The following is a 26,448-nucleotide window of genomic DNA, read 5'->3' as shown; positions in this document are numbered from 1 at the left end:
CATCAATTCGAGAGCCTGAAAGCCCACTTCTACAATTCACGTACTCGGTAACACGGTCGCTTTGTCAAATCCCGCCGGATACAGGATGCACCGCTTTCTGTCGGTCGAATCGATCAGCGCCGTTGGGTTGGACAAAATCGATTGAACGGCTTTGTCGAGGGCTTCAGCTGATGGGGCGGAGATTGAACCCTCTCTTGGCAGCTGGTGCGCTCCGTCCTCGCGCAGTCGGTATTCGATGGTCGCCCAGGTCTGGCCCAGGAATGAACGCCATCGAATATTGGTTATATTCGCCGGAACCGCAGTGCCGTGTTCGAGCAGCCGTTTCTCCTGCAAATATAGCCGCTGACTTAAGAGGATTGAAAATCCGCACAGCGCCAGCAGACTGGCCGCTATGCCGCCGCTAAATCGGAACGAGCGGTGCGGAAAGAATGTTTCCTCCATGCGTGGGTAACGGACTGACGAAAGACTTGGATCGAGGGGGTCATAAACGATGCTAACTCTTGATCCGCGGCTCAGCTGATCGAAGTAGCTCCGCGCCACGTTATCCCAAGAACTGACCACTTCGCCTGTGAGAGTTATGAATTCATATGAAATCGATTCGAAATTCGTACGGCGCGCACTTTGTTCCGTCTGTCCTATTACGCGGCCTTCTACGGTAACGCCTCGGAGGCTTAAAGTCTGCTCTCGCAACTTTGTGTAAGTCGTAGTTCCAAGCAAGGCGGCTGCGACACCGACACAAAGCGCCACAAACATCCCTTGCTCGCAAAAAAACCTCCGCGATCGCGCCACCTTCCTTGGAAGCGGTTGGCGTAGTTCGGGAGGAGGCAACCAATAATCAGTCATACTGGTTATCCAACACGGCTCGCAATTTGCAGTAGTTCAGTTGCAGTAGACATTAACTGCAGAACGCCAGTTATCTCTCCGCCCTTTCCCGCACCAGCTCCTCCACCACCCCCGGGTCCGCGAGCGTCGAGGTATCCCCCAACGCGCCGAACTCGCCCTCTGCGATTTTGCGCAAAATGCGCCGCATGATCTTGCCCGAGCGCGTCTTCGGCAGTCCCGGCGCGAATTGCACGATGTCGGGCGTCGCGATCGGCCCGATCTCATGGCGCACCCAATGCACCAGCTCCTTGCGCAAATGTTCGCTCGGCGTCACGCCCTGATTGAGCGTGACGAAGGCGTAGATGCCCTGGCCCTTGATGTCGTGCGGATAGCCGACGACGGCGGCTTCCGACACTTTCTCATGCGCGACGAGCGCGCTCTCGACTTCCGCGGTGCCGAGACGATGGCCCGAGACATTGATGACGTCGTCGACGCGGCCGGTGATCCAGTAATCGCCATCAGAATCGCGCTTGGCGCCGTCGCCGGTGAAATATTTGCCCGGAAAAGCGGAGAAATAGGTCTGCGCGAAACGTTCGTGATCGCCATAGACGGTGCGCATCTGTCCCGGCCATGAATCGGCGATGACGAGCAGTCCTTCGCATTGGCCTTCGAGCACATTGCCGGCCTGATCGACGATCTCGGGCGCGACGCCGAAAAACGGCCGCGTCGCCGAACCGGGCTTCAGATCGATCGCGCCGGGCAGCGGCGAGATCAGCACGCCGCCGGTCTCCGTCTGCCACCAGGTGTCGACGATGGGGCAGCGGCCCTCGCCGACGACGCGATGATACCATTCCCACGCTTCCGGGTTGATCGGCTCGCCAACGGAGCCGAGCAGGCGCAGCGATTTGCGGCTGGTCTTTTTGACGGGCGCCTCGCCCGCCGCCATCAGCGCGCGAATGGCGGTGGGCGCCGTATAGAAAATATCGACCTTATGCTTGTCGACGATCTCCCAGAAACGCGACACGCTCGGATAATTCGGCACGCCTTCGAACATCAGCGTCGTCGCGCCATTGGCGAGCGGGCCGTAGACAATATAGCTGTGTCCGGTCACCCAGCCCACATCGGCCGTGCACCAATAGACGTCGCCCTCGCGATAGTCGAAGACGAGTTCATGGGTGAGCGATGTGTAGACGAGATAGCCGCCGGTCGTATGCAGCGCGCCCTTCGGCTTGCCGGTCGAGCCGGACGTGTAAAGGATGAACAGCGGATCTTCCGCGTCCATCTCCGCATAGGGACAATCGGCGTGCACGCGCGCGGCTTCTTCCTCATAGCGGAAGTCGCGGCCGGGCTGCATGTCGATTTCGCCGCCGGTGCGCGTGACGACGATGACCGTCTTCGCGGAAACCTTGTCGAGCGCCGCGTCGACATTGGCTTTCAGCGGAATCTTCTTGCCGCCGCGCAGGCCTTCGTCCGCCGTGACGATGACCTGTGATTCCGCGTCGGCGATACGTCCCGCAAGCGAATCCGGCGAGAAGCCGCCAAAGACCACCGAATGAATCGCCCCGATGCGCGCGCAGGCGAGCATGGCGAAAGCGGCTTCGGGAATCATCGGCAGATAGATGGTGACGCGGTCGCCCTTCTTGACGCCGTGCCTTTTGAGCACATTGGCGAAGCGGCAGACTTCCTCATGCAGTTCGGCGTAAGTGATGTGGCGCGAGACGGAAGGATCGTCGCCTTCCCAGATGATCGCGGTCTTGTTGGCGCGCTCCGGCAGATGCCGGTCGATGCAATTCATCGCGACATTGGTCGTGCCGTCCTCGAACCAGCGTATCGAAACATTATGCGTGTCGAAGCTGGTGCGCTTCACTTTTGAAAAGGGCGTGATCCAGTCGATGCGCTGCGCCTGCTCGGCCCAGAAGCCGTCGGGGTCTTTGAGGGAGCGTTCATAGAGCCGGCGATAGGTCGCTTCGTCGATGCGCGCGCGCGTTTTCCAGTCGTCCGGGACGGGGTAGATTTTTTGCGACATTCGTTTCTCCGTCGACGCATTTCGTAAACATCTGCCCGTCATGGCCGGGCTTGTCCGGCCATCCACGTCTTTATGGCGACGCAGATTGGGAGAACATGGCGCAGTGTCTCGGCGTGGACGCCCACGACACGCGCGGGCATGACGCCCATGGGATTGACGTGCGCAGCTCATCCTTTGCGGGCGCGGGCGAGCTCCACATTATGCTGCATGCGCCGAACCATGAGCCGCATCAGGTAAAAGCCAAATTGCGGAGTCTGCGCCGCGAGCTGCAAGAGATCGTCATAGCGCACGCAAAGAAGCTCGACGTCGGTCGCTGCGACCGCGGTGGCGGTGCGGCGATTTTCATTGGTGAACATGCCCATCTCGCCAAACAGCGTGCCGGGCTTCAGCGTGACGTCGGGTTCGCGCAGATGGATCTCGCCGTGCACCAAGAGATAGGCTTCCTCGGACAGATCGCCGATGCGATGAAGGACGAAGCCTTCGGAAAGCTTTATGGGCCGCATATAGGGACGCAGCCATTCGAAATCGAAATCCTCGGAGGCGGCGGCGCGAATGTCCTGAACGAGCCGCCGGATCTGCCTGAGCCGCACGATGTTGACTGGGACCAGAAAGGCGTTGAGCGCGAAGAGCGGGTAGAGACCCTTGAGAAAAAAGTAGGCGGCGAACAGCGCATTGGCGAGGATCGCCGCGATCCGCAGCGGGATCATGGTGTTCGACACATAAACGAACACGCTCGCCGCCGCGGCGAGATAGCCGATGACTTCGATAAGCAGACCGTTCAGCGTCGTGGGCAGCGTCATGGCGAGATCGCTCGGACTTCAGCTTCGCCCAACACCTTTAGCAGAAGACTTTGTGAAAATGCGAGGGCGGAACACGTCGCGGCCCCGGGCGTTGCAAAGGTCTACGGGGTGGAGCAGGAATCGCCATGACGCAGTCAGCCAGCATTCGTCCCGCCCGCGCCCGCGCCAGGGGCGCCTTTCCGACCGCCGCCGCGATCATTCTTGGCGTGGGCCTTGGCATCTTTTTTGACGGCATCGTTCTGCATCAACTCTTGCAATGGCATCATCTGGTCAGCAACTGGAGCCCCGCCGGCACTGTCGAGGGCATGGAGTTCAACACCTATTGGGACGGGATGTTGCACAGTTTCGCTTATGTCTGCGTCGGCCTGGGACTGTTCCTTCTGTGGCGCGCCTCGCGCCGCGCCGGTTACATGTGGTCCGGCCGGCGCCTGGCGGGCGCGCTGCTGATCGGCTGGGGCGGTTTCAACCTCTACGATGGCGTCATCAACCATCTTGTCCTCGGCATCCATCACGTGAATGAACGAGTCGATCGCGCCCAGTGGCCGATCTATGACGCGGGCTTCATCATCTGGGGCGCCGCGATGTTGCTGGCCGGCTTTCTGCTTCTGCGCGGCGGCAAGGCGGAGGCGGGGAGCGAGGTTTAGCGACCCCGCGTCCCTTCGCGCTTTGCCCTCGCTGCGGCGATTTGGTAAAGGGCGCTAGACTTCCTCGCGCCACACCGAAAGAAACATGGACAAGTTCACCACGCTGACGGGCGTCGCCGCACCGCTGCCGATCATGAACGTCGATACGGACATGATCATCCCCAAGCAGTATCTCAAAACCATTCAGCGCACCGGCCTCGGCAAGGGCCTCTTTTCGGAGATGCGCTATCGCGACGACGGCTCCGAGAATCCCGATTTCGTCTTAAATCAGCCAGCCTACCGCAACGCCCGCATCCTCGTCGCCGGCGACAATTTCGGCTGCGGCTCGTCGCGCGAACACGCGCCTTGGGCGCTGCTCGACTTCGGGCTCCGCTGCATCATTTCGACGAGCTTCGCCGATATTTTCTATAACAATTGCTTCAAGAATGGGATTTTGCCGATCGCGGTCAGCGAGGCCGAACTCGACAGGCTGATGGACGACGCCAAACGCGGCGCCAACGCCACCCTGACCGTCGACCTCGCGGCGCAGGAGATCCGCGGGCCGGACGGCGGCGTGATCACATTCGACATCGACCCCTTTCGCAAGCACTGCCTGCTGAACGGGCTCGACGACATCGGTCTGACCCTCCAAAAAGCCGAAAAGATCGACGACTACGAAAAGCAGGCTGCGGCGAAGCGCCCTTGGGCCTGACAGCAACATTGGCGCCGCAACCCGGCGCCGGGCTAATGTTTCCGAAGCGGCCTTTGGCGCCCCCGACGGGGCGGCGAGCGTCGCTTCCAACCGCTGGACGCCCAGAGCGACGGACAAGGCGCGCTTGAGTTATCTTTCCGCCCTTTCCATGCGTTTTCGCGCCGCCGGCCAGTCGCTGGCGCGGCTCGCTCACGGCGTGAGGCGCTCGCGAAAGCCCGACGACATCGCGGAAGGCCAATGGCGTGACGCTCAAAACTTAGGCGCCGATTCCGACGAGGCGGCGCGCGACGCAAGCTTCTGGGGACCCACGCCGACAAACGAACAAGCTGAGCCGCCGGCCTTCGAGCCCGGCTCCGCCTATCGGGAGCCTGCCGGATTCGACGGACAAGGCCTGCTTTCCATCCATAATCTGGCGAAGTCCTACAAAGCGCGCCGCGTCGTCGAAGACGTCAGCCTGCATGTGGCGCGCGGCGAGGCGGTCGGGCTGCTGGGCCCCAACGGCGCCGGCAAAACCACTGTTTTCTATATGATCACAGGGCTGGTGAAGCCCGACAAGGGCATGATTTCGCTCGACGGCTATGATGTGACGCCGCTGCCGATGTATCGCCGCGCGCGGCTCGGAATCGGCTATCTGCCGCAGGAGGCGTCGGTGTTCCGGGGCCTCTCGGTCGAGGACAACATCCGCGCCGTGCTCGAGATCACCCAGCCCGACGTCAAAAAGCGCGAGGAGGAGCTGGAGGCGCTTCTCGAAGAGTTCCGCCTCACCCGCATGCGCCACACGCCCGCCGTGGCGCTATCGGGCGGCGAACGGCGTCGCTGCGAGATCGCCCGCGCGCTCGCCGGGCATCCCTCCTTCATGCTGCTCGACGAGCCCTTCGCCGGCATTGACCCGATCGCGGTCGGCGGCATTCAGGATCTCGTGCGGCATCTCAAAGCGCGCGGCATTGGCGTGCTCATCACCGATCATAGCGTTCGCGAGACGCTGGGGCTCACCGACCGCGCCTACATCATCTACAACGGCCATGTGCTGACCGAAGGAACGCCTGACGAAATCGTCGCCAATCCCGACGTTCGACGCATCTATCTTGGCGAAGATTTCCGCATGTAGCGCCACAGGCGCCGCTCGGCGGCGCCCCAGCCAACATTGATGCGACAGGGTCGTCTTCGCCCTGAGAAATCGGGGCAGGTTCACGATCACGAAGGTTGATTAAGGCTTAGGCGTTTTGCCCCGACGCGCGCTGCTTTTTTGGCCCTAGGCGCGCTTAGCCGAAGTGATATAAGCAAGAACCGGGCCGCAGAGCGGCGGCCGATCGCGTATCGAGTGGGCCGAGCGACTATGGCGATTTCCACCAAATTGATGATGCGTCAGGGCCAAGCCCTGGTGATGACGCCGCAGCTGCTCCAGGCGATCAAGCTGCTGCAGTTTTCCAATTTGGAGCTTGCCGCCTTTTTGCACGACGAGCTCGAGCGCAATCCGCTGCTCGAAGCGCAGGACGGCGATGGCGGCGTCGACGCGGCCGATCCTTCCCAGGGCGCGGAGCCGAGCGCGGCGGAGCCCTTTGAAGGGCCGCAGGAGGGCGACTGGGCGCAGCAAGATCTCGCCGTCGACTCGGCGACGCTCTCCGCCGATCTCGGCGCCGACATGAGCAACGCTTTTGAGCCCGAGGGTCCTTCGATCGGGGAGCGGGCGCGGGATGAGGCCCCTGACGGCGCCGGTCTTTCGGCGACCTCCTGGACCGGGGCCGCTGGCGGTGGGCCGGCTGACGGGGAAGCGCCCAATCTCGAAGCTTATGTCGCCGATCGGCAGAGCCTCCACGAGCATCTCGCCGAACAGCTGGCGCTCGCCTGCCCCGATCCGCGTCACAGGATCATCGGCCAATCGATCATCGATGCGATCGATGAGAGCGGTTATCTGCGAGAGGAGCTTGGCGAGATCGCCGCGCGTCTCGAGGCGGACAGGGCGGAGGCCGAGCACATTCTGGCGACGATCCAGACCTTCGACCCTTCCGGCGTCGGCGCGCGCGATCTCGCGGAGTGCCTCGCGATCCAGCTCAAGGAGCGCGACCGCTACGATCCGGCGATGCAAGCGTTCGTGGCCAATCTCCCGCTCGTCGCGCGCCGCGATTTTGCGCAACTCGCCAAGCTGTGCGGCGTCGACGACGAAGATATCGCCGACATGGCGGCGGAGCTGCGTCGGCTGGAGCCCAAGCCCGGCCGAGCGTTCGGCGGCGCCCCAATTCAGCCGCTCGTCGCCGACGTCATTGTTCGCGCCGCCGCGGACGGCGCCTGGCATGTGGAGCTCAACGCCGACGCGCTGCCCCGCGTCTTGGTCAATCATAGTTATGCGGCGCAAGTCAGCGCCGTCGCCACCGGCCCCGCCGACAAAAGCTTCATTTCGAGCTGCCTGCAGAACGCCAATTGGTTGACCAAGAGTCTCGAGCAGAGGGCCCGCACTATTCTCCGCGTCGCTTCTGAAATCGTGCGATTGCAGGACGCCTTTCTCACGCATGGCGTCGAACATCTGCGTCCGCTGAATCTGCGCACGGTCGCCGATGCGATCGGCATGCATGAGTCGACGGTCTCGCGAGTGACGTCGAACAAATACATGATGACGCCGCGCGGCGTCTTCGAGCTCAAATATTTCTTCTCCGCGTCGATCGCCACGACGAGCGGCGCCGCCGCGCATTCGGCCGAGGCGGTGCGCTTTCGCATCAAGCAGATGATTGATCGGGAAACGCCCGACGGCATCCTGTCGGACGACGCAATCGTCGAACGGCTGAAGGCGAACGACATCGAAATCGCCCGGCGCACGGTCGCGAAATACCGCGACAGTTTGCGCATTCCATCCTCGGTCGATCGACGCCGCGCCAAGCTTGCGCAGGCGCGCATGACAGCCCATTAATTGTCCTATGTCGTCCTCGGCTTGAAGCTTCGCCCGGAGTGAAGACTCCATTGACTTCGCACGCCGAGGCTTCTAACGCTGCGCGGAATTTCCGCTGTCTGGCTAGATGGCGGGCGATTCGCCGACCCCTCAGGCGGAGTTCCAGGGCGGATGGGGCGCATTGGGCGGTTGGTCTGACGGCGGCGCGGCAGGCGCGCGGCTGGCCCTTTCCGCGGCCGAAACTTCGCTCACAACGAAAGTTCGGATTGCAAAATGTCTCTTAGGGTTTCCGGCAAGAACATCAACATTGGCGAAGCGCTTCGGGCTCATGTGACGCAGAGGCTGGAGACGGCCGCGGCGAAATATTTTGACGGCCGAGTCAGCGGCCACGTCACCATCTCGCCGGAGGGCTCGGGCTTTCGGGCCGACTGCAGCCTGCATCTCGCCTCAGGAATCGTGCTTCAGGCTGACGGCCGGGCGCAGGAGCCTTACGCCTCGTTCGATCAGGCGGCGGAACGCATCGAAAAGCGCCTGCGCCGCTACAAGAGCAGGCTCAAGAGCCATCACGAGCACGGCCACGGCGCGGGAGACGGCGCGCAGGCCGAGGTCGTCGCCTATCACGTGCTTGAGGCGCCCGATCAGGAAAATGAGGCATCGGCGGAGTTCAGCCCCGCGATCATCGCCGAATCCACCACGCAGTTGCGCCGGCTGTCGGTTTCGGCGGCGGTGCTCGACCTCGACCTCACTGGCGCGCCGGTCGTGGTGTTCCGGCACGCCAACACCGGCCGTGTGAATGTCGTCTATCGACGCGGCGACGAGAATATCGGCTGGATCGACACCCCCGAGTCGGAAGGCGATGCGCGCTGACGGCAAAACGTCGTGGGACGGCCATAATAACGGCCTTCTCGGCACGTATCTTGCCATTTTCCCACGTCCTTCGGGTTTTGGCGAAAATAGCGAGACGTTGAAATTTCAAGGATGGTCGGAGCCTTCCTCGGCCCTAGACCTCCCATGAGAAGCAGGATGAACGTCGCATGCGGCCAACGGACTTGGTTTCGCCCGATTCGGTTTGCGCCTCGCTGAAGGCGACGACGAAGAAGCACCTTCTCCAGGAACTCAGCGAGAAGGCTGCGAAAATTTGCGGGCTTCCCGCGCGTGAGATCTTCGATGCGCTTCTTCACCGCGAGCGGCTGGGCTCGACGGGAATTGGCGAAGGCATCGCCATTCCACACGGCAAGCTTGCGAAATTGAAGGGGATTTACGGGGTCTTCGGCCGGCTTGACCGTCCGGTCGACTTCGGCTCTCTAGACGGCGCGCCGGTCGATCTCGTTTTCATGATACTCACGCCCGAGAGTTCGGGCGCTGACCATCTCAAGGCGCTTGCCTGCGCGGCCCGCATGTTAAGGGAGCAAGGCCTCGTGGCGACGATACGCGGGACGCGCGACGACGACGCGCTGTATTCGCTGATCGCGCAGCGCTCGAAGCCGTTTGCGGCATAGTTGCGCCGCTCCTTAGAGCGGCGCGCTGCGTTTTTGGGCGCCGCCTCCATGCGAGGCGTGTCCGCCCTTGCGGCCGGCTTCCGAAGCGAGCGCATGATCGCGCGAGAAGCTCCGCTTGGCCGGATTCACGCTTTGACCGCCCTTGCGCCCTGCCCGGGCCGCGAGATCGGGGTTCTGCGAGAAACTTCGTTTCTCGTCAGGAACGCTCTGGCCGCCCTTGCGTGCGATGGCCCGCTGCTTTTCGGGATCCATTGACGCAAAACCGCGACTGGATTTTTTATTCTCCTCCATGGGCCGCCTCTCGTGGTTTCCCAGCACCTTCGGCTATAACTCGCCGGGTCGGCCAATGTTTCTGGGAGGCGGCGATTTATCTTCGCAGTCCCGAAGGATCCTTCCGTCGGGGGTGGCGCGGGCGCAAAAAACTAATGTTTGCAACAGGATCAGAAACTCACATGCCGACCCGCGGCGCGCTTTGTTCGCGGCGTCCGGCGCGGCGTTCGAAAAACAGCGCCTGACTGATGACGGCCTTCAGGCTTTCGACATTGAAGGGTTTGGCGATCAGAAAGGCCGGTTCGGGCGGCTCGCCGGTCAAAAACCGCTCAGGGTAGGCGGTGACGAAGATCACCGGGATGGACAGAGAGACGAGGATCTCGTTTACGGCGTCGAGCCCGGAACTGCCGTCCGCGAGCTGGATATCGGCGAGAATCAGTCCCGGGTTGCCTTCTTCGATGGCCGCCAGCGCCTCGGCGTGCGTGCGCGGCATGCCGACCACCCGATGTCCCAGCTCCTCAACGATGCTCCTCAGGTCATGGGCGATCAGGGGCTCGTCCTCGATAATCAGCACGTCGGTCGCGATCTGGTCGGCGATCTCGCCGTTTGCCGCCTCGATCAGGGCGCCAGCCTCGACCTCCGAAACCTTTAGAGTCTGACCAATCTGGTCGAGATCGAATCCTTCGAGCGCCTGCAGCAAGAAGGCGATTCGCGGCTTCAGCGAAATCGCGTCGAGATTGCGTCGGCCGTTTTCCGCCAGCGCGCCGGAGCGGTCGGTGTGGGCGTTAATCGGCGACGCCGCCCAGACGTCAAGGAACAGGCGATATACAGCGATGCGTAGGTCATCGGAATCTGTGATGCGGCTTGGTTCCGCGACAACGGTTTCGAGAGTGGCCAGCACATAGGCGTCGCCACCCTCGCGATCGCCCACCAAGGCACGCGCAAAACGTCTCAAATAGGGAATATGCGCTGAAATTTCCTTTGACGCCGACATGTCTTACAACTCCAGCAGCATCTAGCCTCGCGGAGGAGAGGAGTGCGGGCTAAGCAGATTCAAAACTTGGACAATACGTCAAAACTGCTCGGCATTTTAGGGAACCAATCCTTCAGCGGTGCGTTTTGCCTATCGTCCTTGCGGCGCAGTATAACGCGACGGCTCCAGAAATCATGCATATTAAAATAGAGGGCTCCATGGGGAATAAGAATCCGGAGAATATAGTTGCGCGCCCGAAAGCAGACGACGACGCTTTCGCAGGCGACGGGCGGTATTCTTCCAAACCAGGCCCTCGAAGGGTGGGGACGTTTGCAGGGTGGGTGATGACACGTGACGAATTCGGCGATCGTCGCCGAGGAGCAGGGGAGGCGCGCTGCGGCGCACAGCCGGTCCTGCGACAGCGGCCAGTGGAATTCCAGGACTCGATCGGAAAGGAGCTTCGCAATCTCTATGACGATGTCGCGGCTCAACCGGTTCCCGATCGGTTTCTGAAACTTTTGAACCAACTCGAAACGAATGTGCTATCCTCCCCGGCGACGTCAAGCGCGCCGAGGAAGAGTGAGTGAAGGCAAGCGAAGAAGCGCATTCGGCAGGACAGGGATTGAGGGCTGATCTGATCTCAGCCATCCCGAGCTTGCGCGCCTTCGCGGTGTCGATTTGCGGAAACTCCGATCGCGCCGACGACCTTGTTCAGGAAACCTTGGTCAAGGCCTGGGGCAGCCTCGCGACGTTTTCGGAAGGCACCAATCTCACCGCCTGGCTGTTCACGATTCTGCGCAACATCTACTACAGCGAATTTCGCAAGCGCCGACGCGAGGCCCCCGATCCCGACGGCCTGATCGCCGGACGACTGGTCGCGCCGGACTCGCAACATGCGCATATGGATTTTCTCGACTTCCGCGACGCGATGCAAAAATTGCCGCTCGATCAGCGCGAAGCGCTGATCCTGGTCGGCGCGTCCGGCATGTCATATGAGGAAGCTGCTCAAATCTGCGGCTGCGCGCCGGGCACGATGAAGAGCCGGGTGAATCGCGCCCGCAATCGGCTCTCCGACCTGATGTCGGCGCCGCCGAGCGCCGAGCCGCGCGAATGGTCCTCGGCCGAGCAGCTCTCCGCAGCCACGCGCGATTGAACGCTGCTCGGAAATGCCGCATAGGGAGGCGCGCGAAACGCCCCTTCCCATGCGAGCCAGCCGATGACCGACGATCATAGAATTGAACGCGACTCCTTCGGCGACATCGCCGTGCCGTCCTGGGCCTATTGGGGCGCGCAGACGGAACGCTCGCGGGAGAATTTTCCGATCGGCGGCGATCTCATGCCGATCGAGATCGTGCATGCGCTGGCGCGCATCAAGCTCGCGGCCGCCAAGGTCAACGCCAGGAAGGGCCTGCTCGCGCCTAACATCGCCGACGCGATCGTCGCCGCGGCGCGCGAGGTGATCGACGGGAAGCTCGACGCGCATTTTCCGCTCGTCGTCTGGCAGACCGGCTCCGGCACCCAGACCAACATGAACGTCAATGAGGTCATCGCCAATCGCGCCAATGAAACGCTCGGCGCGCCGCGCGGGTCGAAATCGCCGGTGCATCCGAACGATCACGTCAATCTCGGGCAGTCGTCGAACGACAGTTTCCCGACCGCCATTCACATCGCCGGCGCCACGACGATCTCCGGTCGGCTGATTCCCGCCGTCGAGCGGCTGCATATTTCGCTCAACGCCAAGGCGGTGAAATTCGCCGATATCATCAAGATCGGCCGCACCCATTTGCAGGATGCGACGCCGGTGACGCTCGGCCAGGAGTTTTCCGGCTATGCGGCGCAGGCCGAATACGCGGAAAGGCGGATCAGAACGACGCTCGCCGATCTTCTGCAGCTCGCTCAGGGCGGCACGGCGGTCGGCACCGGCGTCAACACCTTCAAAGGCTTTGGCGAAGAGGTCGCCGCCGACATCGCCGAGCAGACCGGACTGCCTTTCGTTTCGGCGCCTAACAAATTCGAGGCGCTCGCGACTCACGATGCGATCGTCTTCGCGCATGGCGCGCTTAACGCGCTGGCGTCGGGCCTCTATAAGATCGCCTGCGACATTCGCCTGCTCGGCTCCGGGCCGCGCGCCGGCTTTGCGGAACTGAGGCTTCCCGAGAACGAGCCGGGTTCGTCGATCATGCCGGGCAAGGTCAATCCCACCCAGGTCGAGTCGCTGACCATGGTGTGCACGCGGGTTTTCGGCAATAATTCGACGATCACCTTCGCCGCCTCGCAAGGCCATCTCGAACTTAATGTGCTGAAGCCCGTCGTCGGCTTCGCGCTGCTCGAATCGACCATTCTGCTCTCCGATAGCATCAACAGTTTCGTCGCGCGCTGCGTCGACGGCATTGAAGCGGATGAAGCCAACATCAAGCGCTTCCTGGATCGCTCGCTAATGCTCGTCACCGCGCTGGCGCCGAAGATCGGCTATGACGCGGCCTCGAAGATCGCCCGCGCCGCGCACAAAAACGGCACGAGCCTGAAGGAAGAGGCGCTGGCTTCCGGCAAGGTGACGGAGATCGAGTTCGACGAAATCGTGCGGCCGGAGAATATGCTCGCACCGAGCGCGTGAGCAACCAAAGCAGCTTGCGTAAACACCCTCCCCTTGATGGGGAGGGTCGGCGCGAAGCGCCGGGGTGGGGTGATTATTTTTCTATCTCTCGTCTCTTAATGTCACCCCACCCGCGCTGCTGCGCAGCGCGACCTCCCCGCAAGGGGGAGGTATGCGCTGCCTCACGCGCCGCGTCTTCCCCTCGCCATGCATCCGCATTAGTTTCGGCTTCTCACCGAGGAGCTCAATTCATGGCCGCGATCGACGCCGTGCTCACGACCATAGACGCCAATCTCGACGCGTCGAGAGAACGCCTGTTCGATCTCTTGCGCATTCCCTCCGTTTCGACCGATCCGGCCTATAGCGCGCAATGTCTGCGCGCGGCGAACTGGCTCAAGGATCAGCTCAACGGCCTTGGTTACGAAGCGCAAGTGCGCGAGACGCCCGGCCATCCGATCGTCGTCGGCCACGCCAAGGCGAAGCGCAAGGATGCGCCGCATGTGCTGTTCTACGGCCATTATGACGTGCAGCCCCCAGACCCGCTGGAACTGTGGGACACCGAGCCTTTCGCGCCTCACCTTGCCGAGGGCAAGGATGGCAAGGACATCGTCGCCCGCGGCGCCTCGGACGACAAAGGCCAGCTGATGACTTTCGTCGAAGCCTGCCGCGCGTTCGAGGCGAATGGCGGTCTGCCCTGCAACGTCACATTTCTGTTCGAGGGCGAAGAGGAGACGGGGTCGCCCTCGCTTCCCGGCTTTCTCGCGGCGAATAAGGACGAACTTTCGGCGCCCGATCTCGCGCTCGTCTGCGACACCAGCATGTGGAACGCGTCGACGCCGGCGATCACGGTGATGCTGCGCGGGCTCGCGCTCGAAGAGGTGATCATCAAAGGGCCCAGCCATGATTTGCATTCCGGCATGTTTGGCGGGCCGGTGCTGAATCCGATTCATGTGCTGGCGAAAATCATCGCCGATCTGCATGACATCGAGGGCAAGGTGACGCTGCCGGGCTTCTACGCCAGCGTGCCGGAGATTCCCGAAGAGATCGCCGAGCAATGGCGCGCCATCGACTTCGACGAGGCCAAATGGCTTTCGGAAATCGGCCTCACGCGCGTTGGCGGCGAAACCGGCCGCGGAATCATCGAGCAGATCTGGGCGCGTCCGACCTGCGACGTGAATGGAATCATCGGCGGCTACACAGGCGCAGGATCGAAGACGGTGCTGCCGGCGCAGGCGTCGGCGAAATTCTCATTTCGCCTCGTTGGCAAGCAGGACGCGAAAACGATCCTCGAAAGCTTCCGCAGTTTCGTGCGCGAGCGTCTGCCGACCGACGCCAAGGCCGAATTCATTTCACATGGCGCTTCGAACGCTTTGCAACTTCCCTTCGGCTCGGAGGCGCTCAATCGCGCGCGCCGCGCGCTGGCGGAAGAATGGGAAAAGGAAGCGGTGCTCGCCGGCTGCGGCGGCTCGATACCGATCGTCGGCGCCTTCAAGCGCGACCTCAATATGGATTCGCTGATGATCGGCTTCGCGCATGACGACGACCGCATCCATTCGCCCAACGAGAAATATTCCGACACATCGTTCCACAAGGGAATGCGCTCCTGGGCGCGCGTGCTTGCGGCGCTGGCGGCGGCTTGAGTTGGAAATTGATTGCATTGAAGTCGGCCCCTCTCCTTCGAGACGCCGCTTCGCGGCTCCTCAGGATGAGGGGCCTCAAGTCTCGCGTGTGAATTTACAAGAAGCAGTCCTCATGCTGAGGAAGCCGCGAAGCCGCTGTCTCGAAGCACGAGGACTGCGGCGTTTCAGGATGCGCGTTCACGACCAAGGCCCTTCGCTCAATCGCAACGACAATCGTCGCGTCGCCCTTGACTTGTCGTGCGATCGGCATTCTATTTTGCGGCAGACGGTTCCCTTCGGGGATCAAAATGGGAATGCGGTGAGCGCGCAGCTTCGTGCGCAATTCCGCGGCTGCCCCCGCAACTGTAAGCGGCGAGCCGACGACCACTAAGCCACTGGAGCCATAAGGCTCTGGGAAGGCGGTCCGAGGCGACAACCCGCGAGCCAGGAGACCTGCCGTCGCTTCGTGGTCACGCGCGAAAGCGTCGGGCGGGGTGCACCGATGCGGCCGAAGCCCTGCGCCTTTAGCGGCGTGTGGCGGAGACCTTTCGCAGTGACGGCCCACGTTCGCTGCGAGTCCAGCTATGCCTTCCGACATTTTTACGACCGCCTTGCGCGGCGCGTTTGTGCTGTCTTTATCTCTCTCCACTTCCGTCGCTTTCGCCCAGCAATCCTTGCCTGTCATCGAGGTCGGCCCGTTAAGTCCGGCGCAGCCAGGCTCGCCCGCCGCCGACGTTGAGGACCAAACCGTCGTCACGCCGACGCGCGTCGAGCAGCCGGCATCGAGCACCGGCGCCTCGGTCAGCGTCATTCATGCGCGCGATATCCAGAAGCGCGGATCGCTCGGCTTCAACGATGTGCTGCGCGGTGTGCCGGGACTTGACGTCTATTCGAACGGCGGGCCTGGCGCGCAGACCTCCGTCGCTTTGCGCGGCTCGACTCCCGGCCAGACTCTGGTGCTGATCGACGGCATTCGCATTGGCGATCCGACCAGCACGGACGGTTCGGTCGATTTCGGCCGGCTGCTTCCGACCGACATCGAGCGGATCGAAGTGCTGCGCGGTCCGCAATCGGCGCTCTACGGCTCCGATGCGATGGGCGGCGTCATCAATATCATCACGCGTCGCGGCAAGGGCGCGCCGCAAGGCTGGATCATGTCGGAAGGCGGCGCCTATGGAACGTCGTCCTCGCGCGCGTCGATCTCCGGCGCCGACGGTCAGGGGTCCTACGCGCTGTCGATTTCCGGCCTGCATGCCGATGGCTTCCCGCGTTACGGCTATCGCCCGCAGCGTCCCATCTTCATCGGCGATCAGACGACGCCGCTGCCGCCGCTCCCCGCCAATGATCCGACGAACACCGTCGGGGTCACCGGGCGCATCGGCCATGACTTCACTGAAGATGCGCGAATCGAGGCGGGCATCGCCGGTTACGACAGCGCCATTCGCTACGACAATCCTTACGCCTTCAATTCCTGGAGCGTCTTCGATCCTTTCAATCATCAGCATGCGACATTCATGCAGGGCTATGTGCGGTTCGGCGCCGACTTGTTCGACAAGGCGCTCCGCAACAGGCTGACGCTTTACGCCAATCGCGGCAATCGCGACGCCTGGTCGACGGAAGCCTGTTTCGACATGCAGAGCTTCCTGTCGCAAAACTGCCGCTTCGGATATCTCGGCGGGCGCAGGGGCGTCGAATATCAGAGCGATATCGCGCTGGGGCCGCTGGGTCTTGCGACCGTCGGATCGCGCGTTGAAACGGAGACGGCGCAGAATTCGCGCGAGGCCTGGATCGTCGATAATTACGCGCCGACGCATGCCGTCCAGACGACATGGTCCGGCTATGCGCAGCACCAATTCACCTTGTTCGACCGGCTCGACATTTCTTATGGCGGACGCGTCGACGCGGTGAGCAAGAACCAAACGTTTCTCACTTGGCGGACGATGGCGAATTTCCGCATCGACGAGATCGGCATGCGGCTGCGCGGCTCCGCCGCCACCGGCGCCAAGACCGCGTCGCTCTACCAGCAGTTCAGCCAGTACGGCGATCCGGCGCTCGCGCCCGAACGCGTCCTTGGCTTCGACGCCGGCATCGATCAGAGCTTTTTTGGCGGTCTTGCCACCGCTTCCGTCTCCGTCTTCACCAATCGCTACACGAATCTCGTGCAGTTCGGAAAGGCCGAGAGTTGCACGGCGACGCAGATCTTCGGCTGCTATTTCAGCGTCGGGCGCGCGGATACGCGCGGCGTCGAATTTTCCGGCGAAGCGAGTCTCGTTCCTGGCGTCTTGCACGCGCGGGGAAGCTACACGTTCCTCGCCGCGCGCAATCTCGATGACGACGAGAACAGCATCTACGCTGGACGCACGCTGCTGCGCCGGCCGCGGCACAAGGGCATGTGGTCGGTCATTTATACGGGACTGCCGGGTCTTGAACTCGAAGCGCGGGCGAACATCGTCGGCGCCGCGCATGACGTGGATTTCATCTTCAATAAGCGCGTGATGCTCGCGCCCTATGTGCGCCTCGATCTCTTCGCGAATTACAAGCTGACCGACCAGCTGACGCTGCATGGGCGCATCGAAAATGTCGGCAATGCGCTCTACGAGGAAGTCTACAATTATTCGACGACGGCGCGCGCCTTCTATGGCGGCGTGAAATACGCCTGGTGACGAATGAACGGCAGGGAGATCGTTATGGAAATCAACGCAGACCTAACGCCAAGCACAGCGCCAAGCATCGCGCCAGGCATAACGCCAGGCGCCGCGCCAGGCGCCGCGTCACGACGCATCATTGAACCCGACGGCGCCGCGCTCGACGTCTTCTCGCTGCCGCTAGATACGGCGAGTCTCGAAGAACTGTTTCGCGACCTTTTCGAACATCACTGGCGCGAGATCGTCTTCGGGCCGATCATTCAGGGCGCGGCGTGGGAGATCCACGCCGATCGCGCGCCGACGCGCATCCGGCTGCTCGACGGCTATCTCACCGTCGCCTTCGGCGTCACGCATTTTCACGTCTGCATCGGCGAGAATAAGGGATCGCGCGCTCGGCCGACGTCTCCCGAACTTGCACAGCTCAGACGCACGTCGCGCGCCGAACTCTATCGCCGGCGAAACACGAGTTGCGTGCCGATGTCGTGGGGATTGCAACTGTTCAACGGCGCCGGCGAGCAGCAGATCACTGTGCTGCTGCCCAATCCCTTCCTCGACGCTGTGACAGATAAGGTTCTCAAAGAACCGGATTGGTCGCGCCTCGCGCTATGGGACAAATTGCGCGCGCGCTGGTTTGGCCTGCACGACCCCGATCCCGCCGATCGTTCCGCCAGCCGGCTGCGAGGCGACTGACGCGTCACGCTTTTAAACTTCCCACGTCTTCACTTGAAAAGGAGAACAGTCATGTCGCTTACGCTTTCCACTCTTCCGACGACCAACCGCCGCGCGCTCTGGGCCGCGACCTTCATCGCCGCGAGCATCATTCTCAGCTTCGGTTGGGCGTGCGCCTTGCCGCTCGCGGGCTTCGCCGCCGTCGCGGCGCTCACCGCCTCACGTCGCGAGGCTCTGCTGCTGACGGGCGCAGTCTGGTTCGCCAATCAGGCTGTGGGTTTTCTTTTCCTGCATTATCCGACGGACGCCATGACGCTGTTTTGGGGCGGCGCGCTCGGCGTCATCGCTTTGCTTTCGTGTGAAAGCGCCGGCCTTCTCGCTCGCCGCTTTCCTGGTTTCGCCGGCGCGCTCGCCGCTTTCCTTGCGGCCTTCGTCGTCTATGAGAGCCTGATTCTGGCGGTCACCGCGGCGACAGGCCCTGGCGTCGGTCATTTCACCGGGCCGGTCGTGACGCGGATCTTTTTGATCAATCTCGGCGCCTTTGTCGTGCTGTTGATGTTGAAGGCCGCAGGCGCCGCGGCGATCAATCGCGATGCGACGAAGGCCTTCGCCTCGCGCCCGATCTAGGGGGCGAGGGAGCCGTCGACAAAGGGGAGGCCGCGGCCCGACGCGGATCTTCGTCGGGCCGTGTTGTTGCGGCGCGTCGATTCAGCGCCGCTTAAGGCGACTTAGACTGCGCTGACTCGCAAAAATTCGCACTTAGTGAACATGCGCCTTGGCGCCGCTGCCGGCGTTCACATCGTTGCCGCTGTCGCGGCGGCAGGCCATCCGCACGCGTTCCCGCAGCCACATATGCGCGTGATCTTTTTCGTGGCGCGGATGCCAGAGCATCATCAACGCGTAGCGCGGCAGGTCGATCGGGATCGGCAGGATTTTGAGCGGCGCCAGCTGTACGAACTGCTCGGCCATCCTCTGCGGCAGACAAAGCATAAGGTCGGTCTTCTCGAGAATCCAAGGCGTCGTCAAGAAGTTCGGCAAAATAAGAAAGACATTTCGACGTAGCCCCAGCTTTGCGAGACTGTCGTCGATCAGGCCCGTGCCTGCTTCCCGCCAGCTGATTAGCACATGCTTGCATTCCAGAAATTGCGCCAGACTGATGTCGTCGCCCGGGACTGCGGCGTTGGATTTTCTTGTGAGGCAAACGATGCTCTCGCCCATCAACGCCTGCGAGCAGACATGCGGCGCGCCGCCGAAGATTGCGTCGAAGCCGATCGCCAGATCGATATTGTCTTTCTCGAGCACGATGTGGGGCGGCCCGGTTATCGGCTGCCGAATATGCACCTCGATATGCGGGGCGATGCGGATCATCGACTCGGCAAGCGTCGGCAACAGGGCGAAGCCGACATAGTCGCTCGTGGAGATCACGAAGCGCCGGCGGCTGGTCGCGGGATCAAATTCTGGCGGGGGTTCGACGATCCTTTCGATCTGCCGAAGCACGGCGGCCGTTGGCTCCAGCAGCGCAAGCGCGCGCTCCGTAGGGACCAAACCCGATGCGGACTTCACCAGTATCGGATCGTCGAGTTGGTCGCGCAGCCTGCGTAAAATATGGCTCATGGCGGGCTGGCTCAGGCATAGCTTTTCTGCGGCGCGCGACACGTTCTTCTCTTCGAGAAGCGCTTTCAGCGCCAGCAACAGATTGAGGTCGAAAGACTTGAGGTTGACCATCCTGTCGCCGCCTCTTGCGAATCGAGTCTGCTGTTCCGAATTCGTCGACGGCAGCTCGTCTAGGGGTTTAGTTCCCCGAATGAGTTCATAAGATTTTCGAATTTTACCGCGTCGGCGACAATCGATAAAGCGTTCGACGGCTTGGGCCGCAACAAGATCCAAAAATGAGTGTCGTCCGCGAAGCGTCGAAGCGACGCTTCCGCGACATCGGGCGAGCGGCGCAAGCGTCGAGGAAAGCCGAGGAGGGCCGACATGTCCATCAACGTTCCTGCAGACCGTCCGCCGATCGATCCGCATCCGCTCAGCCCCTATGTCGCTTGGGCGGGGAATCGAAACCGTGATCCGATTCTCAGCATGTTCAGAGCGATCTTCCCGAACAGCGGCAATGTGCTTGAACTTGCGAGCGGCGCCGGCAACCACATCAACTATTTCGCGCCGCATTTCCCGAATCTGTCGTTTCAGCCTTCCGACTATGACGTCGAAGTGTTCGATTCGATCAAGAAGAAGCGCGACGAAGCAGGCGGCAAGAATATCTTCGATCCCATCAAAATCGATCTGACTGAACCCCAGACCTGGCCCAGCGCCAGCGATCGGCTCTACGACGGCATTTTCGTCGTGAACCTCTTCCAGGTCGCGCCGGTCTCGATCTGCGACGGCATCGCTCAAGTCGCCGACCGCGTGTTGACCAAGGATGGCTTTGTCGCGATCTACGGGCCCTTCAAGGTTGACGGCAGCTATACGACCGAATCAAACGCCGCTTTCGATCAGGAGATCCTTGCGCCCAAGGTCGCCGAATGGGGCCTTAAGGACGTGCGTGATCTCGAACGCGCCGCCAACGCACACAATATCGCGCTTAAGAAAATTATGGACATGCCGGCGAACAACTTCATTCTTCTCTTTGGACGCGCATGACGCGAGCGCGGCCGAAGAGAATTGACGCGCCATGACAGAACCGGCGATGGCGAATAGGGGGAGCGCGCTCGTGATTGGCGTTGGCGCCGAGTCGGGCCTCGGCGCCGCGCTGGCGCGGCGTTTCGCGCGCGAAGGGCTCCGCGTCATGGTCGCGGGCCGCACGCCCGAGCGGCTGCGAATCGTCGCCGAGCAGATTGCCGCCACGGGCGGCGCGGTCGCGATTAAAGTCGCAGACGCCACGAGCGAAGCCGATGTCGCCGCCCTCTTCGACGAAGCGGACCGCGACGGCGACCTCGCGCTGGTCGCCTACAATGTTGGGAGCAATGTCGCCGCTTCTGCTCAGGACACGACGCTCGAACTCTTCGAGCGCCTTTGGCGCCAAAACGCCCTCGGCGGCTTCGTCGTCGGGCGGGAAGCCGCGCGGCGCTTCTCCCAGCGCGGGCAGGGCACGATCCTGTTCACCGGCGCGACGGCGTCCTTGCGGGCGCGTCCGCCCTTCCTGGCCTTCGCCGCCGCCAAAGCCGCCTTGCGCGCCGTCGCCCAGGGGCTTGCGCGCGAGTTTGGCTCAAAGGGGGTTCATGTCGCCCATATCGTCGTCGACGGCGTGATCGCGGGAGAATATGCGGCGACGAATTTCGCCGACTACGCGCGCTCGAAAGGCGCGGACGGCGTCCTTGCGGTCGACGACATCGCCGACGCCTATTGGGCGCTGCACTGTCAGAAGCGCAGCGCCTGGACTCACGAAATGGACCTTCGGCCCTTCAAGGAGCCGTTCTAGGTCCGCACATTACGGCCGCGGAGAAAGCAGAAAATGGCGACGCGAACGAAGTGGCGCTTTGTCGGCGACTATCTCGAGAACTGCAATTGCGACATCGTCTGTCCCTGCCTGGTCTCGACGAAGGCCATGATGGCGACGCCGACGCAAGGGTGCTGCGACAACATTTTGGCGTTCCACATCGACAAAGGCCATTATGGCGACGTGGCGCTGGATGGGCTGAATGTGGCGCTTGCGGCGCATGCGCCGGGACCGATGGCGGAGGGTGACTGGACGCTCGCTGTCTATATCGACGAGCGTGCAACCGACGAACAGACAGCCGCTCTGGGCGCAATTTTCGGCGGCGACGAAGGCGGACCGATGGCGGTTTTCGCGCCTTTGGTCGGAACGCATCTCGGCGTCAGGAAGACATCGATCCATTACACGATCGAGGGAAAATCACGCTTCGTCGAAATCCCGGGCGTTCTCGCCGTCGCCGTCGATCCGCTCGCCAGCATGCATCCGAGCGGTGAAATCTGGGGCATGACCGGGCATCCGCTCGCGCCGGAGAAAATCGCGTTCGGCGTCGGCCGCACGGGCAACCATTTCAGCGACCACGGCATGGACTGGAATAATTCGGGCCAGAACGGGCATTACGCGCCGATCGAATGGTCGAATTGACGGACGGCGCCCCCCGCATGGAACAGACGCGCGTGGACCTGATCGCGCTTCAGCGTCACGCGATCCTGGCCATGCTGATCGCCTTGTCGGTCGCGGCGTGGGCGCTTCTGATCTGGCAAGGCGCAGGTCATGACGCCCATAGCAGCATGGCCTCGCCGTCCATGGGACTCGGCGCGCCGCTGTTCATCGCTGTGTGGCTGGCGATGACGATTGCGATGATGTTTCCAACGGTGGCGCCGATGGCGCTCACCTTCCACAAGACGCAGGCCGCGCGCCGCAAACGGGGACAGGCCTTCGTCGGAACCTGGGCCTTCCTCGCCGGCTATCTGCTCGTCTGGATGGCGTCTGGCCTCCTCGCTTATATTGGCGCGCTCGCCGCGGAGGCTGGCGCTGCGCGTCTGGATCTTTCGGCGCCGGCGCTGGGCCGCGTCGGCGGTTTGATCCTTATCGCCGCCGGGCTCTACCAACTCACGCCGCTGAAAGAGCTCTGCCTGACCAAATGCCGCACGCCGATCAGCTTCATCATGACCTCCTGGCGCGAGGGGACGCTCGGCGCCCTGCAGATGGGCGCGCACCACGGCGCCTGGTGCCTTGGCTGCTGCTGGCTGCTTTGCGCGATCATGTTTCCTCTCGGCATGATGAACGTCGCTGCGCTTGCGAGCGTGACAGCGATCGTTTTCGCCGAGAAGACTTTGCCGTGGGGGCCCGCCGTGGCGCAGGCCATGGGCATCGCCATTTTCGTGTACGGGCTTTTGATTCTGATCCAGCCTCAGCAGTTTCCGGTCTTCCATGGATGATGGGCGTGCCGGCCGCGCGGTCGAAACTCGCGTGAAGGCGGAGGCGTAGCGCCAGCCTAGCCGGCGCTCTTCACTTCACCCGCAGCGGACATTTAGCGTGAGGGCGTTTTTAGCTGCGCCGCGTAGCGCGCCTCATATTGTAACGAAACACTGCGGCCGATTGCTTATCTCGGCCGCAGCTTCTTTGCGACGCTATTCAACTATTCCGCGTGCACGCCCGCACGACACTGCGCAGGAACAACCTGTTCCGAGCCATCCGGGCTCGCGGAGCAAGCAAGTTTTCACGCCGGTCGCACAATAATATCCCTCACTCGCGACAGGCGTGGAAGTTGCTGCGCCGTAATAGCCGGCGTTTCCAGAGCCGTAATAGCCGTACCCCGATGGATTGGCGGAGCCATAATAGCCGTAGCTATAGGGGATTGGCGCCGCCGCGCGGAGCGCCATGCCGTAGTAGCCTGGCCCCAAATTCCTACCGCAGCGGCTCCAAGCTGAAGCTGGGCTCGAAATTGACAGCATAGTGATTGCGATCGTGGCGGCGAGCGCCGCAGTCATTATCTTTCGTGAGGTCGCCATTGGCGGAACTCCAGGGCAGGGCTCAGCCAGGCCCTTGTTGGACAAACCCCAACGCCCACCCTTGTAACGCCAGCCCCGCTTGCTTGTTCCCGCCCATGAAGGCGCGCAACGTAACGGCGGGAGGCGAGGATGACGACACTTTCGCCAGCCTCATTCAAAATTTGCCTGGAACCTGACCGGAAGAAATCTCCGCTCTCGGCGCCAAGCGGCCTTCACGGCGCATGCCCGCCGAGCATCCGGTCCGCGTGTCCGCTGTGCAGGTCCGCGAGCCGCGCCAGCGCGAACAATAAATCGCTCAGGCGATTGAGATAGGCGAGGGCGCTTTCGGGCGCCGGCGGTTCATCGAGCGCGGCGACGCTGCGCTCGGCCCGTCGCGCCACGGCGCGCGCCATGTGGAGACGCGCGCTCGCTTCCGCCTCTCCCGGATAGATGAAGTCGCGCAGCGGCGGCAGCGCGTCGGTGGCGCGATCGATCTCGGCTTCGAGCGCCGCGGTCTCGGCGGCGTCGAAGGCAAGATCGATCTTCCGCGCTTCCGCGCTGACGATGGCGCTGATCGTGTAGAGCGCCTTTTGCGCGCGGCTCAAAAGATCGTTCGCCTCGGGGAAGACGACCCGCGCGAGCCCGAGGCTCGCGGACAATTCGTCGAGATCGCCGACCGCCGCGACGCGCGGATCGAACTTCGCGGCCCGCCGCCCCGAGAAGAGGCTTGTCTGGCCTCTGTCGCCTTTTTTCGTATAGAGCTTCATCGCCGTCACGCGCACCCCCGTCTCTTCGTTACCTCACGCGAGGCCAGCCGGTCATCTCATAAACGCCGCGCTTGAAAAAGCCCCGGTGAAGGCGGCGCCAGGCACGGCGCGCTCGGGGCGCCGCCGTGCGGCGCGGCGGCCTCGTGGCGCCATTGTTTTCATTCGATGTGGCCCCGCATTGCGCAAGAAAAGAGGCGCGGGCGCGTCATTCGGCCACTCGCCTTTCAGGCGCGGATCGGCTATGTAAGAAAACGTCCAAACTAGACGGCGGGCAGGACGGGGGCCTTGTCGTCGGTTTCGGGGGCAAAGAGAAAAATCAAAGGGTTGGAGCATGCTCTATCGGCGTTACTTCGAGGCCGCCGTCTCCCGTCTAAAGGACGAGCGCCGCTACCGCGTCTTTGCGCATTTGGAGCGCGACGTCGAAGCTTTTCCCCTCGCCAATTGGCATCGCGACGACGGCTCGGTCGAGCCCGTGACCATATGGTGCTCCAACGACTATCTCGGCATGGGTCAGCACCCCGACGTGATCGCCGCGATGGTCGACACGGCTGGCCGGGTCGGCGCCGGCTCCGGCGGCACCCGCAACATTTCCGGCACCAGCCACGCCATCGTCGAGCTTGAGCGCGAACTCGCCGATCTTCACGGCAAGGAAGCCGCGCTCGTCTTCACCTCGGGCTGGATTTCCAATCTCGCGGCGATTTCGACCATCGCCGACCTGCTGCCCAATTGCGTCATTCTGTCCGACGCCTCGAACCATAATTCGATGATCGAAGGCGTGAAGCGTTCGCGCGCCGAGAAGAAGATCTTTCGCCATAATGATCTTGCGCATCTCGAAGAGCTGCTGATCGAAGCGGGCGATCGGCCCAAGCTCGTCGTCTTCGAAAGTCTCTATTCGATGAACGGCAATATCGCGCCGGTCGCCGACATCGTCGCGCTCGCCGAGCGCTATGGCGCGATGACCTATGTCGACGAGGTGCATGCGGTCGGCATGTATGGCGCGCGCGGCGGCGGCGTTTGCGAACGCGAAGGCGTTATGGCGCGCGTCCATGTGATCGAGGGCACGCTCGCCAAGGGCTTCGGCACGATGGGCGGCTATATCGCCGGCGACGCCGTCATCATTGACGCGATCCGGTCCTACGCGGCCTCCTTCATCTTCACGACGGCGCTGCCGCCGGCGGTCGCCGCCGCGGCCTGCGCCGCCGTCCGGCTGCTCAAGCGCCGGCCGGATTTGCGCGCGGCGCATCAGCGCGCCTCGCATATCACCAAGCACGCCCTCGCCGCCGCCGGCCTGCCCGTCATGGAAAATGGCTCGCATATCGTGCCGGTGATGGTGCGCGACGCCGAGCTGTGCAAGGCGGCGAGCGATCTGCTGCTCGATCGCCACTCGATCTACATTCAGCCGATCAACTATCCGACGGTGGCGAAGGGAAGCGAGCGGCTGCGCGTCACGCCGACGCCCTGCCACACGCAGGCGCATATCGCGAACCTCGTCGAGTCTCTCGTCGACGTCTGGCGCACGCTCGGCATTCCCTTCGTCGAGCCGCCGTCGCATCTCCATGTCGAGGAGAAGAGCGACGGAAAGTGCAGCTATCCCGAAATCAAACTCGCGGCGCAGTAGGCGTCGCTCGCGAATACAAAAAAGCGCCGGCCCATGGCCGGCGCTTTTTTCTTTGTGAGGGCGCGGCGCGGTAGCTGCGCGAGTCGACGGTGAAAGACTTTTCGGTTCAGGATTTTTCCGCAGCCAAAAGATTTGCGTCTCGGGCCAGCCGCCATTTTCCGTCGGCTTCCTTACGCAGAATCGTCAGCGCATATCCGCTCCGACGCACCGGCGCGCCGCCCAGAGGCGTCGCCGTCATCTCGATGTAACTGCGCATATAGGCCCAGGCGCCAAAAATGCAGAGCTCCTGGATGTCGCTGCGCCCCTCGATTGCGACGTTCTTCATGTTTTTCGACGCGGCTGCGAAAGCCTCCTTGCCGAAGGGCTTTCCCCCGGGCGTCAAAAAAATCACGTCATCCGTCATCAGATCGAGCAGCGCTGAAAGGTCGCCCGCTTTGCTGCAGGCCATCCAGGCTTCGACCAATTCGCGAATGGCTCTTTCGTCGTCCGTCACGACACAATCCTCCGCGT

Annotated in this window: 27 protein-coding genes and 1 riboswitch; of the genes, 18 read left to right on the top strand and 9 right to left on the bottom strand. The window is 62.6% G+C overall.

Going from position 1 to position 26,448, the window contains the following annotated elements; translation table 11 throughout:
* Positions 1-36: 36 nt before the first annotated feature.
* From IYY11_RS16300 to IYY11_RS16290, 3 genes are all read right to left on the bottom strand, one after another.
* Positions 37-753 (bottom strand): DUF3592 domain-containing protein, encoded by a 717-nt coding sequence (locus IYY11_RS16300; RefSeq protein ID WP_196404815.1) that lies wholly within the window; start codon positions 751-753, stop codon positions 37-39.
* Between the two features lie 160 nt (positions 754-913).
* The gene (gene acs, locus IYY11_RS16295; protein WP_196404814.1) at positions 914-2,848 is read right to left on the bottom strand and encodes an acetate--CoA ligase; all 1,935 of its coding nucleotides are present in this window, start codon (positions 2,846-2,848) and stop codon (positions 914-916) included.
* Between the two features lie 167 nt (positions 2,849-3,015).
* Positions 3,016-3,648: a Crp/Fnr family transcriptional regulator gene (locus IYY11_RS16290; RefSeq protein ID WP_196394136.1), complete on the bottom strand. Its 633-nt coding sequence runs from the start codon at positions 3,646-3,648 to the stop codon at positions 3,016-3,018.
* 125 nt (positions 3,649-3,773) lie between these two features.
* On the opposite strand from IYY11_RS16290, the gene IYY11_RS16285 reads away from it, so the two are divergent.
* The 6 genes from IYY11_RS16285 (at position 3,774) to IYY11_RS16260 (ending at position 9,363) form a co-directional block, all read left to right on the top strand.
* A complete protein-coding gene (locus IYY11_RS16285) occupies positions 3,774-4,292 on the top strand; it encodes a DUF2243 domain-containing protein (protein WP_196404813.1) in 519 nt (172 codons plus the stop codon).
* Between the two features lie 85 nt (positions 4,293-4,377).
* Entirely contained in the window at positions 4,378-4,983 is a 606-nt protein-coding gene (gene leuD, locus IYY11_RS16280; RefSeq protein WP_196404812.1) for a 3-isopropylmalate dehydratase small subunit, read from the top strand.
* 124 nt (positions 4,984-5,107) lie between these two features.
* Positions 5,108-6,091: an LPS export ABC transporter ATP-binding protein gene (gene lptB / locus IYY11_RS16275; RefSeq protein ID WP_196404811.1), complete on the top strand. Its 984-nt coding sequence runs from the start codon at positions 5,108-5,110 to the stop codon at positions 6,089-6,091.
* Positions 6,092-6,319: 228 nt separating this feature from the next.
* Complete coding sequence (gene rpoN / locus IYY11_RS16270; RefSeq protein ID WP_196404810.1) at positions 6,320-7,885, top strand: RNA polymerase factor sigma-54; 1,566 nt, start codon at positions 6,320-6,322, stop codon at positions 7,883-7,885.
* Positions 7,886-8,137: 252 nt separating this feature from the next.
* Positions 8,138-8,731 carry a ribosome hibernation-promoting factor, HPF/YfiA family gene (hpf, locus tag IYY11_RS16265; protein WP_029651872.1) on the top strand — a complete coding sequence of 198 codons (594 nt, stop codon included), beginning with the start codon at positions 8,138-8,140 and terminating at the stop codon, positions 8,729-8,731.
* A gap of 167 nt (positions 8,732-8,898) precedes the next feature.
* The gene (locus IYY11_RS16260) at positions 8,899-9,363 is read left to right on the top strand and encodes a PTS sugar transporter subunit IIA (protein WP_124739465.1); all 465 of its coding nucleotides are present in this window, start codon (positions 8,899-8,901) and stop codon (positions 9,361-9,363) included.
* Positions 9,364-9,375: 12 nt separating this feature from the next.
* On the opposite strand, the gene IYY11_RS16255 is transcribed toward IYY11_RS16260, so the two are convergent.
* From IYY11_RS16255 to IYY11_RS23100, 3 genes are all read right to left on the bottom strand, one after another.
* A complete protein-coding gene (locus IYY11_RS16255) occupies positions 9,376-9,654 on the bottom strand; it encodes a general stress protein (protein WP_014891685.1) in 279 nt (92 codons plus the stop codon).
* A 157-nt stretch (positions 9,655-9,811) separates the two neighbouring features.
* Entirely contained in the window at positions 9,812-10,627 is an 816-nt protein-coding gene (locus IYY11_RS16250) for a response regulator (protein ID WP_196404809.1), read from the bottom strand.
* A gap of 59 nt (positions 10,628-10,686) precedes the next feature.
* Entirely contained in the window at positions 10,687-11,097 is a 411-nt protein-coding gene (locus IYY11_RS23100) for a hypothetical protein (protein WP_246720045.1), read from the bottom strand.
* Between IYY11_RS23100 and IYY11_RS23095 the strand changes: the two genes are divergently transcribed.
* The 7 genes from IYY11_RS23095 to IYY11_RS16215 all read left to right on the top strand — a co-directional run bounded on the left by IYY11_RS23095 (position 11,035) and on the right by IYY11_RS16215 (position 18,759).
* Positions 11,035-11,193 (top strand): NepR family anti-sigma factor, encoded by a 159-nt coding sequence (locus IYY11_RS23095; RefSeq protein ID WP_312029745.1) that lies wholly within the window; start codon positions 11,035-11,037, stop codon positions 11,191-11,193. The genes IYY11_RS23100 and IYY11_RS23095 overlap by 63 nt on opposite strands.
* A complete protein-coding gene (locus tag IYY11_RS16240) occupies positions 11,190-11,759 on the top strand; it encodes a sigma-70 family RNA polymerase sigma factor (RefSeq protein ID WP_196404807.1) in 570 nt (189 codons plus the stop codon). The genes IYY11_RS23095 and IYY11_RS16240 overlap by 4 nt, the downstream gene beginning before the upstream one ends.
* A 63-nt stretch (positions 11,760-11,822) precedes the next feature.
* Positions 11,823-13,220, top strand: coding sequence for a class II fumarate hydratase (fumC, locus tag IYY11_RS16235; protein ID WP_196404806.1), 1,398 nt, complete (start codon positions 11,823-11,825; stop codon positions 13,218-13,220).
* 230 nt (positions 13,221-13,450) lie between these two features.
* Positions 13,451-14,839 carry a M20/M25/M40 family metallo-hydrolase gene (locus IYY11_RS16230; protein ID WP_196404805.1) on the top strand — a complete coding sequence of 463 codons (1,389 nt, stop codon included), beginning with the start codon at positions 13,451-13,453 and terminating at the stop codon, positions 14,837-14,839.
* A gap of 249 nt (positions 14,840-15,088) precedes the next feature.
* A riboswitch (cobalamin riboswitch) is annotated at positions 15,089-15,294 on the top strand.
* Positions 15,295-15,402: 108 nt separating this feature from the next.
* A complete protein-coding gene (locus IYY11_RS16225; protein WP_196404804.1) occupies positions 15,403-17,481 on the top strand; it encodes a TonB-dependent siderophore receptor in 2,079 nt (692 codons plus the stop codon).
* Positions 17,482-17,505: 24 nt separating this feature from the next.
* Positions 17,506-18,153 carry a hypothetical protein gene (locus tag IYY11_RS16220; RefSeq protein ID WP_246720028.1) on the top strand — a complete coding sequence of 216 codons (648 nt, stop codon included), beginning with the start codon at positions 17,506-17,508 and terminating at the stop codon, positions 18,151-18,153.
* A 51-nt stretch (positions 18,154-18,204) separates the two neighbouring features.
* The gene (locus IYY11_RS16215; protein ID WP_196404803.1) at positions 18,205-18,759 is read left to right on the top strand and encodes a hypothetical protein; all 555 of its coding nucleotides are present in this window, start codon (positions 18,205-18,207) and stop codon (positions 18,757-18,759) included.
* 132 nt (positions 18,760-18,891) lie between these two features.
* Here IYY11_RS16215 and IYY11_RS16210 read toward each other — a convergent pair whose 3' ends face one another.
* A complete protein-coding gene (locus IYY11_RS16210) occupies positions 18,892-19,857 on the bottom strand; it encodes a LysR family transcriptional regulator (protein WP_196404802.1) in 966 nt (321 codons plus the stop codon).
* A gap of 252 nt (positions 19,858-20,109) precedes the next feature.
* Here IYY11_RS16210 and IYY11_RS16205 point away from each other — a divergent pair, with 252 nt between their 5' ends.
* The 4 genes from IYY11_RS16205 to IYY11_RS16190 are packed head-to-tail and all read left to right on the top strand — an operon-like array spanning position 20,110 to position 23,001.
* Positions 20,110-20,769: a DUF938 domain-containing protein gene (locus IYY11_RS16205; RefSeq protein WP_196404801.1), complete on the top strand. Its 660-nt coding sequence runs from the start codon at positions 20,110-20,112 to the stop codon at positions 20,767-20,769.
* Between the two features lie 31 nt (positions 20,770-20,800).
* Complete coding sequence (locus tag IYY11_RS16200) at positions 20,801-21,547, top strand: SDR family NAD(P)-dependent oxidoreductase (RefSeq protein ID WP_196404800.1); 747 nt, start codon at positions 20,801-20,803, stop codon at positions 21,545-21,547.
* Positions 21,548-21,580: 33 nt separating this feature from the next.
* Positions 21,581-22,204, top strand: coding sequence for a DUF1326 domain-containing protein (locus IYY11_RS16195; RefSeq protein WP_196404799.1), 624 nt, complete (start codon positions 21,581-21,583; stop codon positions 22,202-22,204).
* 17 nt (positions 22,205-22,221) lie between these two features.
* The gene (locus IYY11_RS16190) at positions 22,222-23,001 is read left to right on the top strand and encodes a DUF2182 domain-containing protein (RefSeq protein WP_196404798.1); all 780 of its coding nucleotides are present in this window, start codon (positions 22,222-22,224) and stop codon (positions 22,999-23,001) included.
* 785 nt (positions 23,002-23,786) lie between these two features.
* Here the strand turns inward: IYY11_RS16190 and IYY11_RS16185 are convergent.
* Positions 23,787-24,335, bottom strand: a complete 549-nt coding sequence (locus tag IYY11_RS16185; protein WP_312029742.1) for a cob(I)yrinic acid a,c-diamide adenosyltransferase — start codon at positions 24,333-24,335, stop codon at positions 23,787-23,789.
* Positions 24,336-24,651: 316 nt separating this feature from the next.
* On the opposite strand from IYY11_RS16185, the gene hemA reads away from it, so the two are divergent.
* Positions 24,652-25,938, top strand: coding sequence for a 5-aminolevulinate synthase (gene hemA / locus IYY11_RS16180; protein ID WP_196404797.1), 1,287 nt, complete (start codon positions 24,652-24,654; stop codon positions 25,936-25,938).
* Positions 25,939-26,044: 106 nt separating this feature from the next.
* Here the strand turns inward: hemA and IYY11_RS16175 are convergent, their stop codons facing one another.
* The gene (locus IYY11_RS16175; protein ID WP_196404796.1) at positions 26,045-26,431 is read right to left on the bottom strand and encodes a YybH family protein; all 387 of its coding nucleotides are present in this window, start codon (positions 26,429-26,431) and stop codon (positions 26,045-26,047) included.
* Positions 26,432-26,448 lie beyond the last annotated feature (17 nt).

The sequence above is a fragment of the Methylocystis sp. H62 genome (genome assembly GCF_015709515.1).
GTDB lineage: Bacteria > Pseudomonadota > Alphaproteobacteria > Rhizobiales > Beijerinckiaceae > Methylocystis.
Note: the sequence above shows the minus strand (reverse complement) of the source record. Positions and strands in the feature narration are given on the sequence as shown.

Coding starts and splice junctions, on each gene's coding strand:
- IYY11_RS16285 (WP_196404813.1), top strand. CDS start 3,774: ATGACGCAGTCAGCCAGCATTCGTCCCGCCCGCGCCCGCGCCAGGGGC.
- IYY11_RS16260 (WP_124739465.1), top strand. CDS start 8,899: ATGCGGCCAACGGACTTGGTTTCGCCCGATTCGGTTTGCGCCTCGCTG.
- IYY11_RS16250 (WP_196404809.1), bottom strand. CDS start 10,627: ATGTCGGCGTCAAAGGAAATTTCAGCGCATATTCCCTATTTGAGACGT.
- rpoN (WP_196404810.1), top strand. CDS start 6,320: ATGGCGATTTCCACCAAATTGATGATGCGTCAGGGCCAAGCCCTGGTG.
- fumC (WP_196404806.1), top strand. CDS start 11,823: ATGACCGACGATCATAGAATTGAACGCGACTCCTTCGGCGACATCGCC.
- leuD (WP_196404812.1), top strand. CDS start 4,378: ATGGACAAGTTCACCACGCTGACGGGCGTCGCCGCACCGCTGCCGATC.
- hpf (WP_029651872.1), top strand. CDS start 8,138: ATGTCTCTTAGGGTTTCCGGCAAGAACATCAACATTGGCGAAGCGCTT.
- IYY11_RS16290 (WP_196394136.1), bottom strand. CDS start 3,648: ATGACGCTGCCCACGACGCTGAACGGTCTGCTTATCGAAGTCATCGGC.
- IYY11_RS16215 (WP_196404803.1), top strand. CDS start 18,205: ATGTCGCTTACGCTTTCCACTCTTCCGACGACCAACCGCCGCGCGCTC.
- IYY11_RS16230 (WP_196404805.1), top strand. CDS start 13,451: ATGGCCGCGATCGACGCCGTGCTCACGACCATAGACGCCAATCTCGAC.
- IYY11_RS16255 (WP_014891685.1), bottom strand. CDS start 9,654: ATGGAGGAGAATAAAAAATCCAGTCGCGGTTTTGCGTCAATGGATCCC.
- IYY11_RS16225 (WP_196404804.1), top strand. CDS start 15,403: ATGCCTTCCGACATTTTTACGACCGCCTTGCGCGGCGCGTTTGTGCTG.
- IYY11_RS16190 (WP_196404798.1), top strand. CDS start 22,222: ATGGAACAGACGCGCGTGGACCTGATCGCGCTTCAGCGTCACGCGATC.
- IYY11_RS16220 (WP_246720028.1), top strand. CDS start 17,506: ATGGAAATCAACGCAGACCTAACGCCAAGCACAGCGCCAAGCATCGCG.
- hemA (WP_196404797.1), top strand. CDS start 24,652: ATGCTCTATCGGCGTTACTTCGAGGCCGCCGTCTCCCGTCTAAAGGAC.
- IYY11_RS16200 (WP_196404800.1), top strand. CDS start 20,801: ATGACAGAACCGGCGATGGCGAATAGGGGGAGCGCGCTCGTGATTGGC.
- IYY11_RS16205 (WP_196404801.1), top strand. CDS start 20,110: ATGTCCATCAACGTTCCTGCAGACCGTCCGCCGATCGATCCGCATCCG.
- IYY11_RS16195 (WP_196404799.1), top strand. CDS start 21,581: ATGGCGACGCGAACGAAGTGGCGCTTTGTCGGCGACTATCTCGAGAAC.
- IYY11_RS16210 (WP_196404802.1), bottom strand. CDS start 19,857: ATGGTCAACCTCAAGTCTTTCGACCTCAATCTGTTGCTGGCGCTGAAA.
- acs (WP_196404814.1), bottom strand. CDS start 2,848: ATGTCGCAAAAAATCTACCCCGTCCCGGACGACTGGAAAACGCGCGCG.
- IYY11_RS16300 (WP_196404815.1), bottom strand. CDS start 753: ATGTTTGTGGCGCTTTGTGTCGGTGTCGCAGCCGCCTTGCTTGGAACT.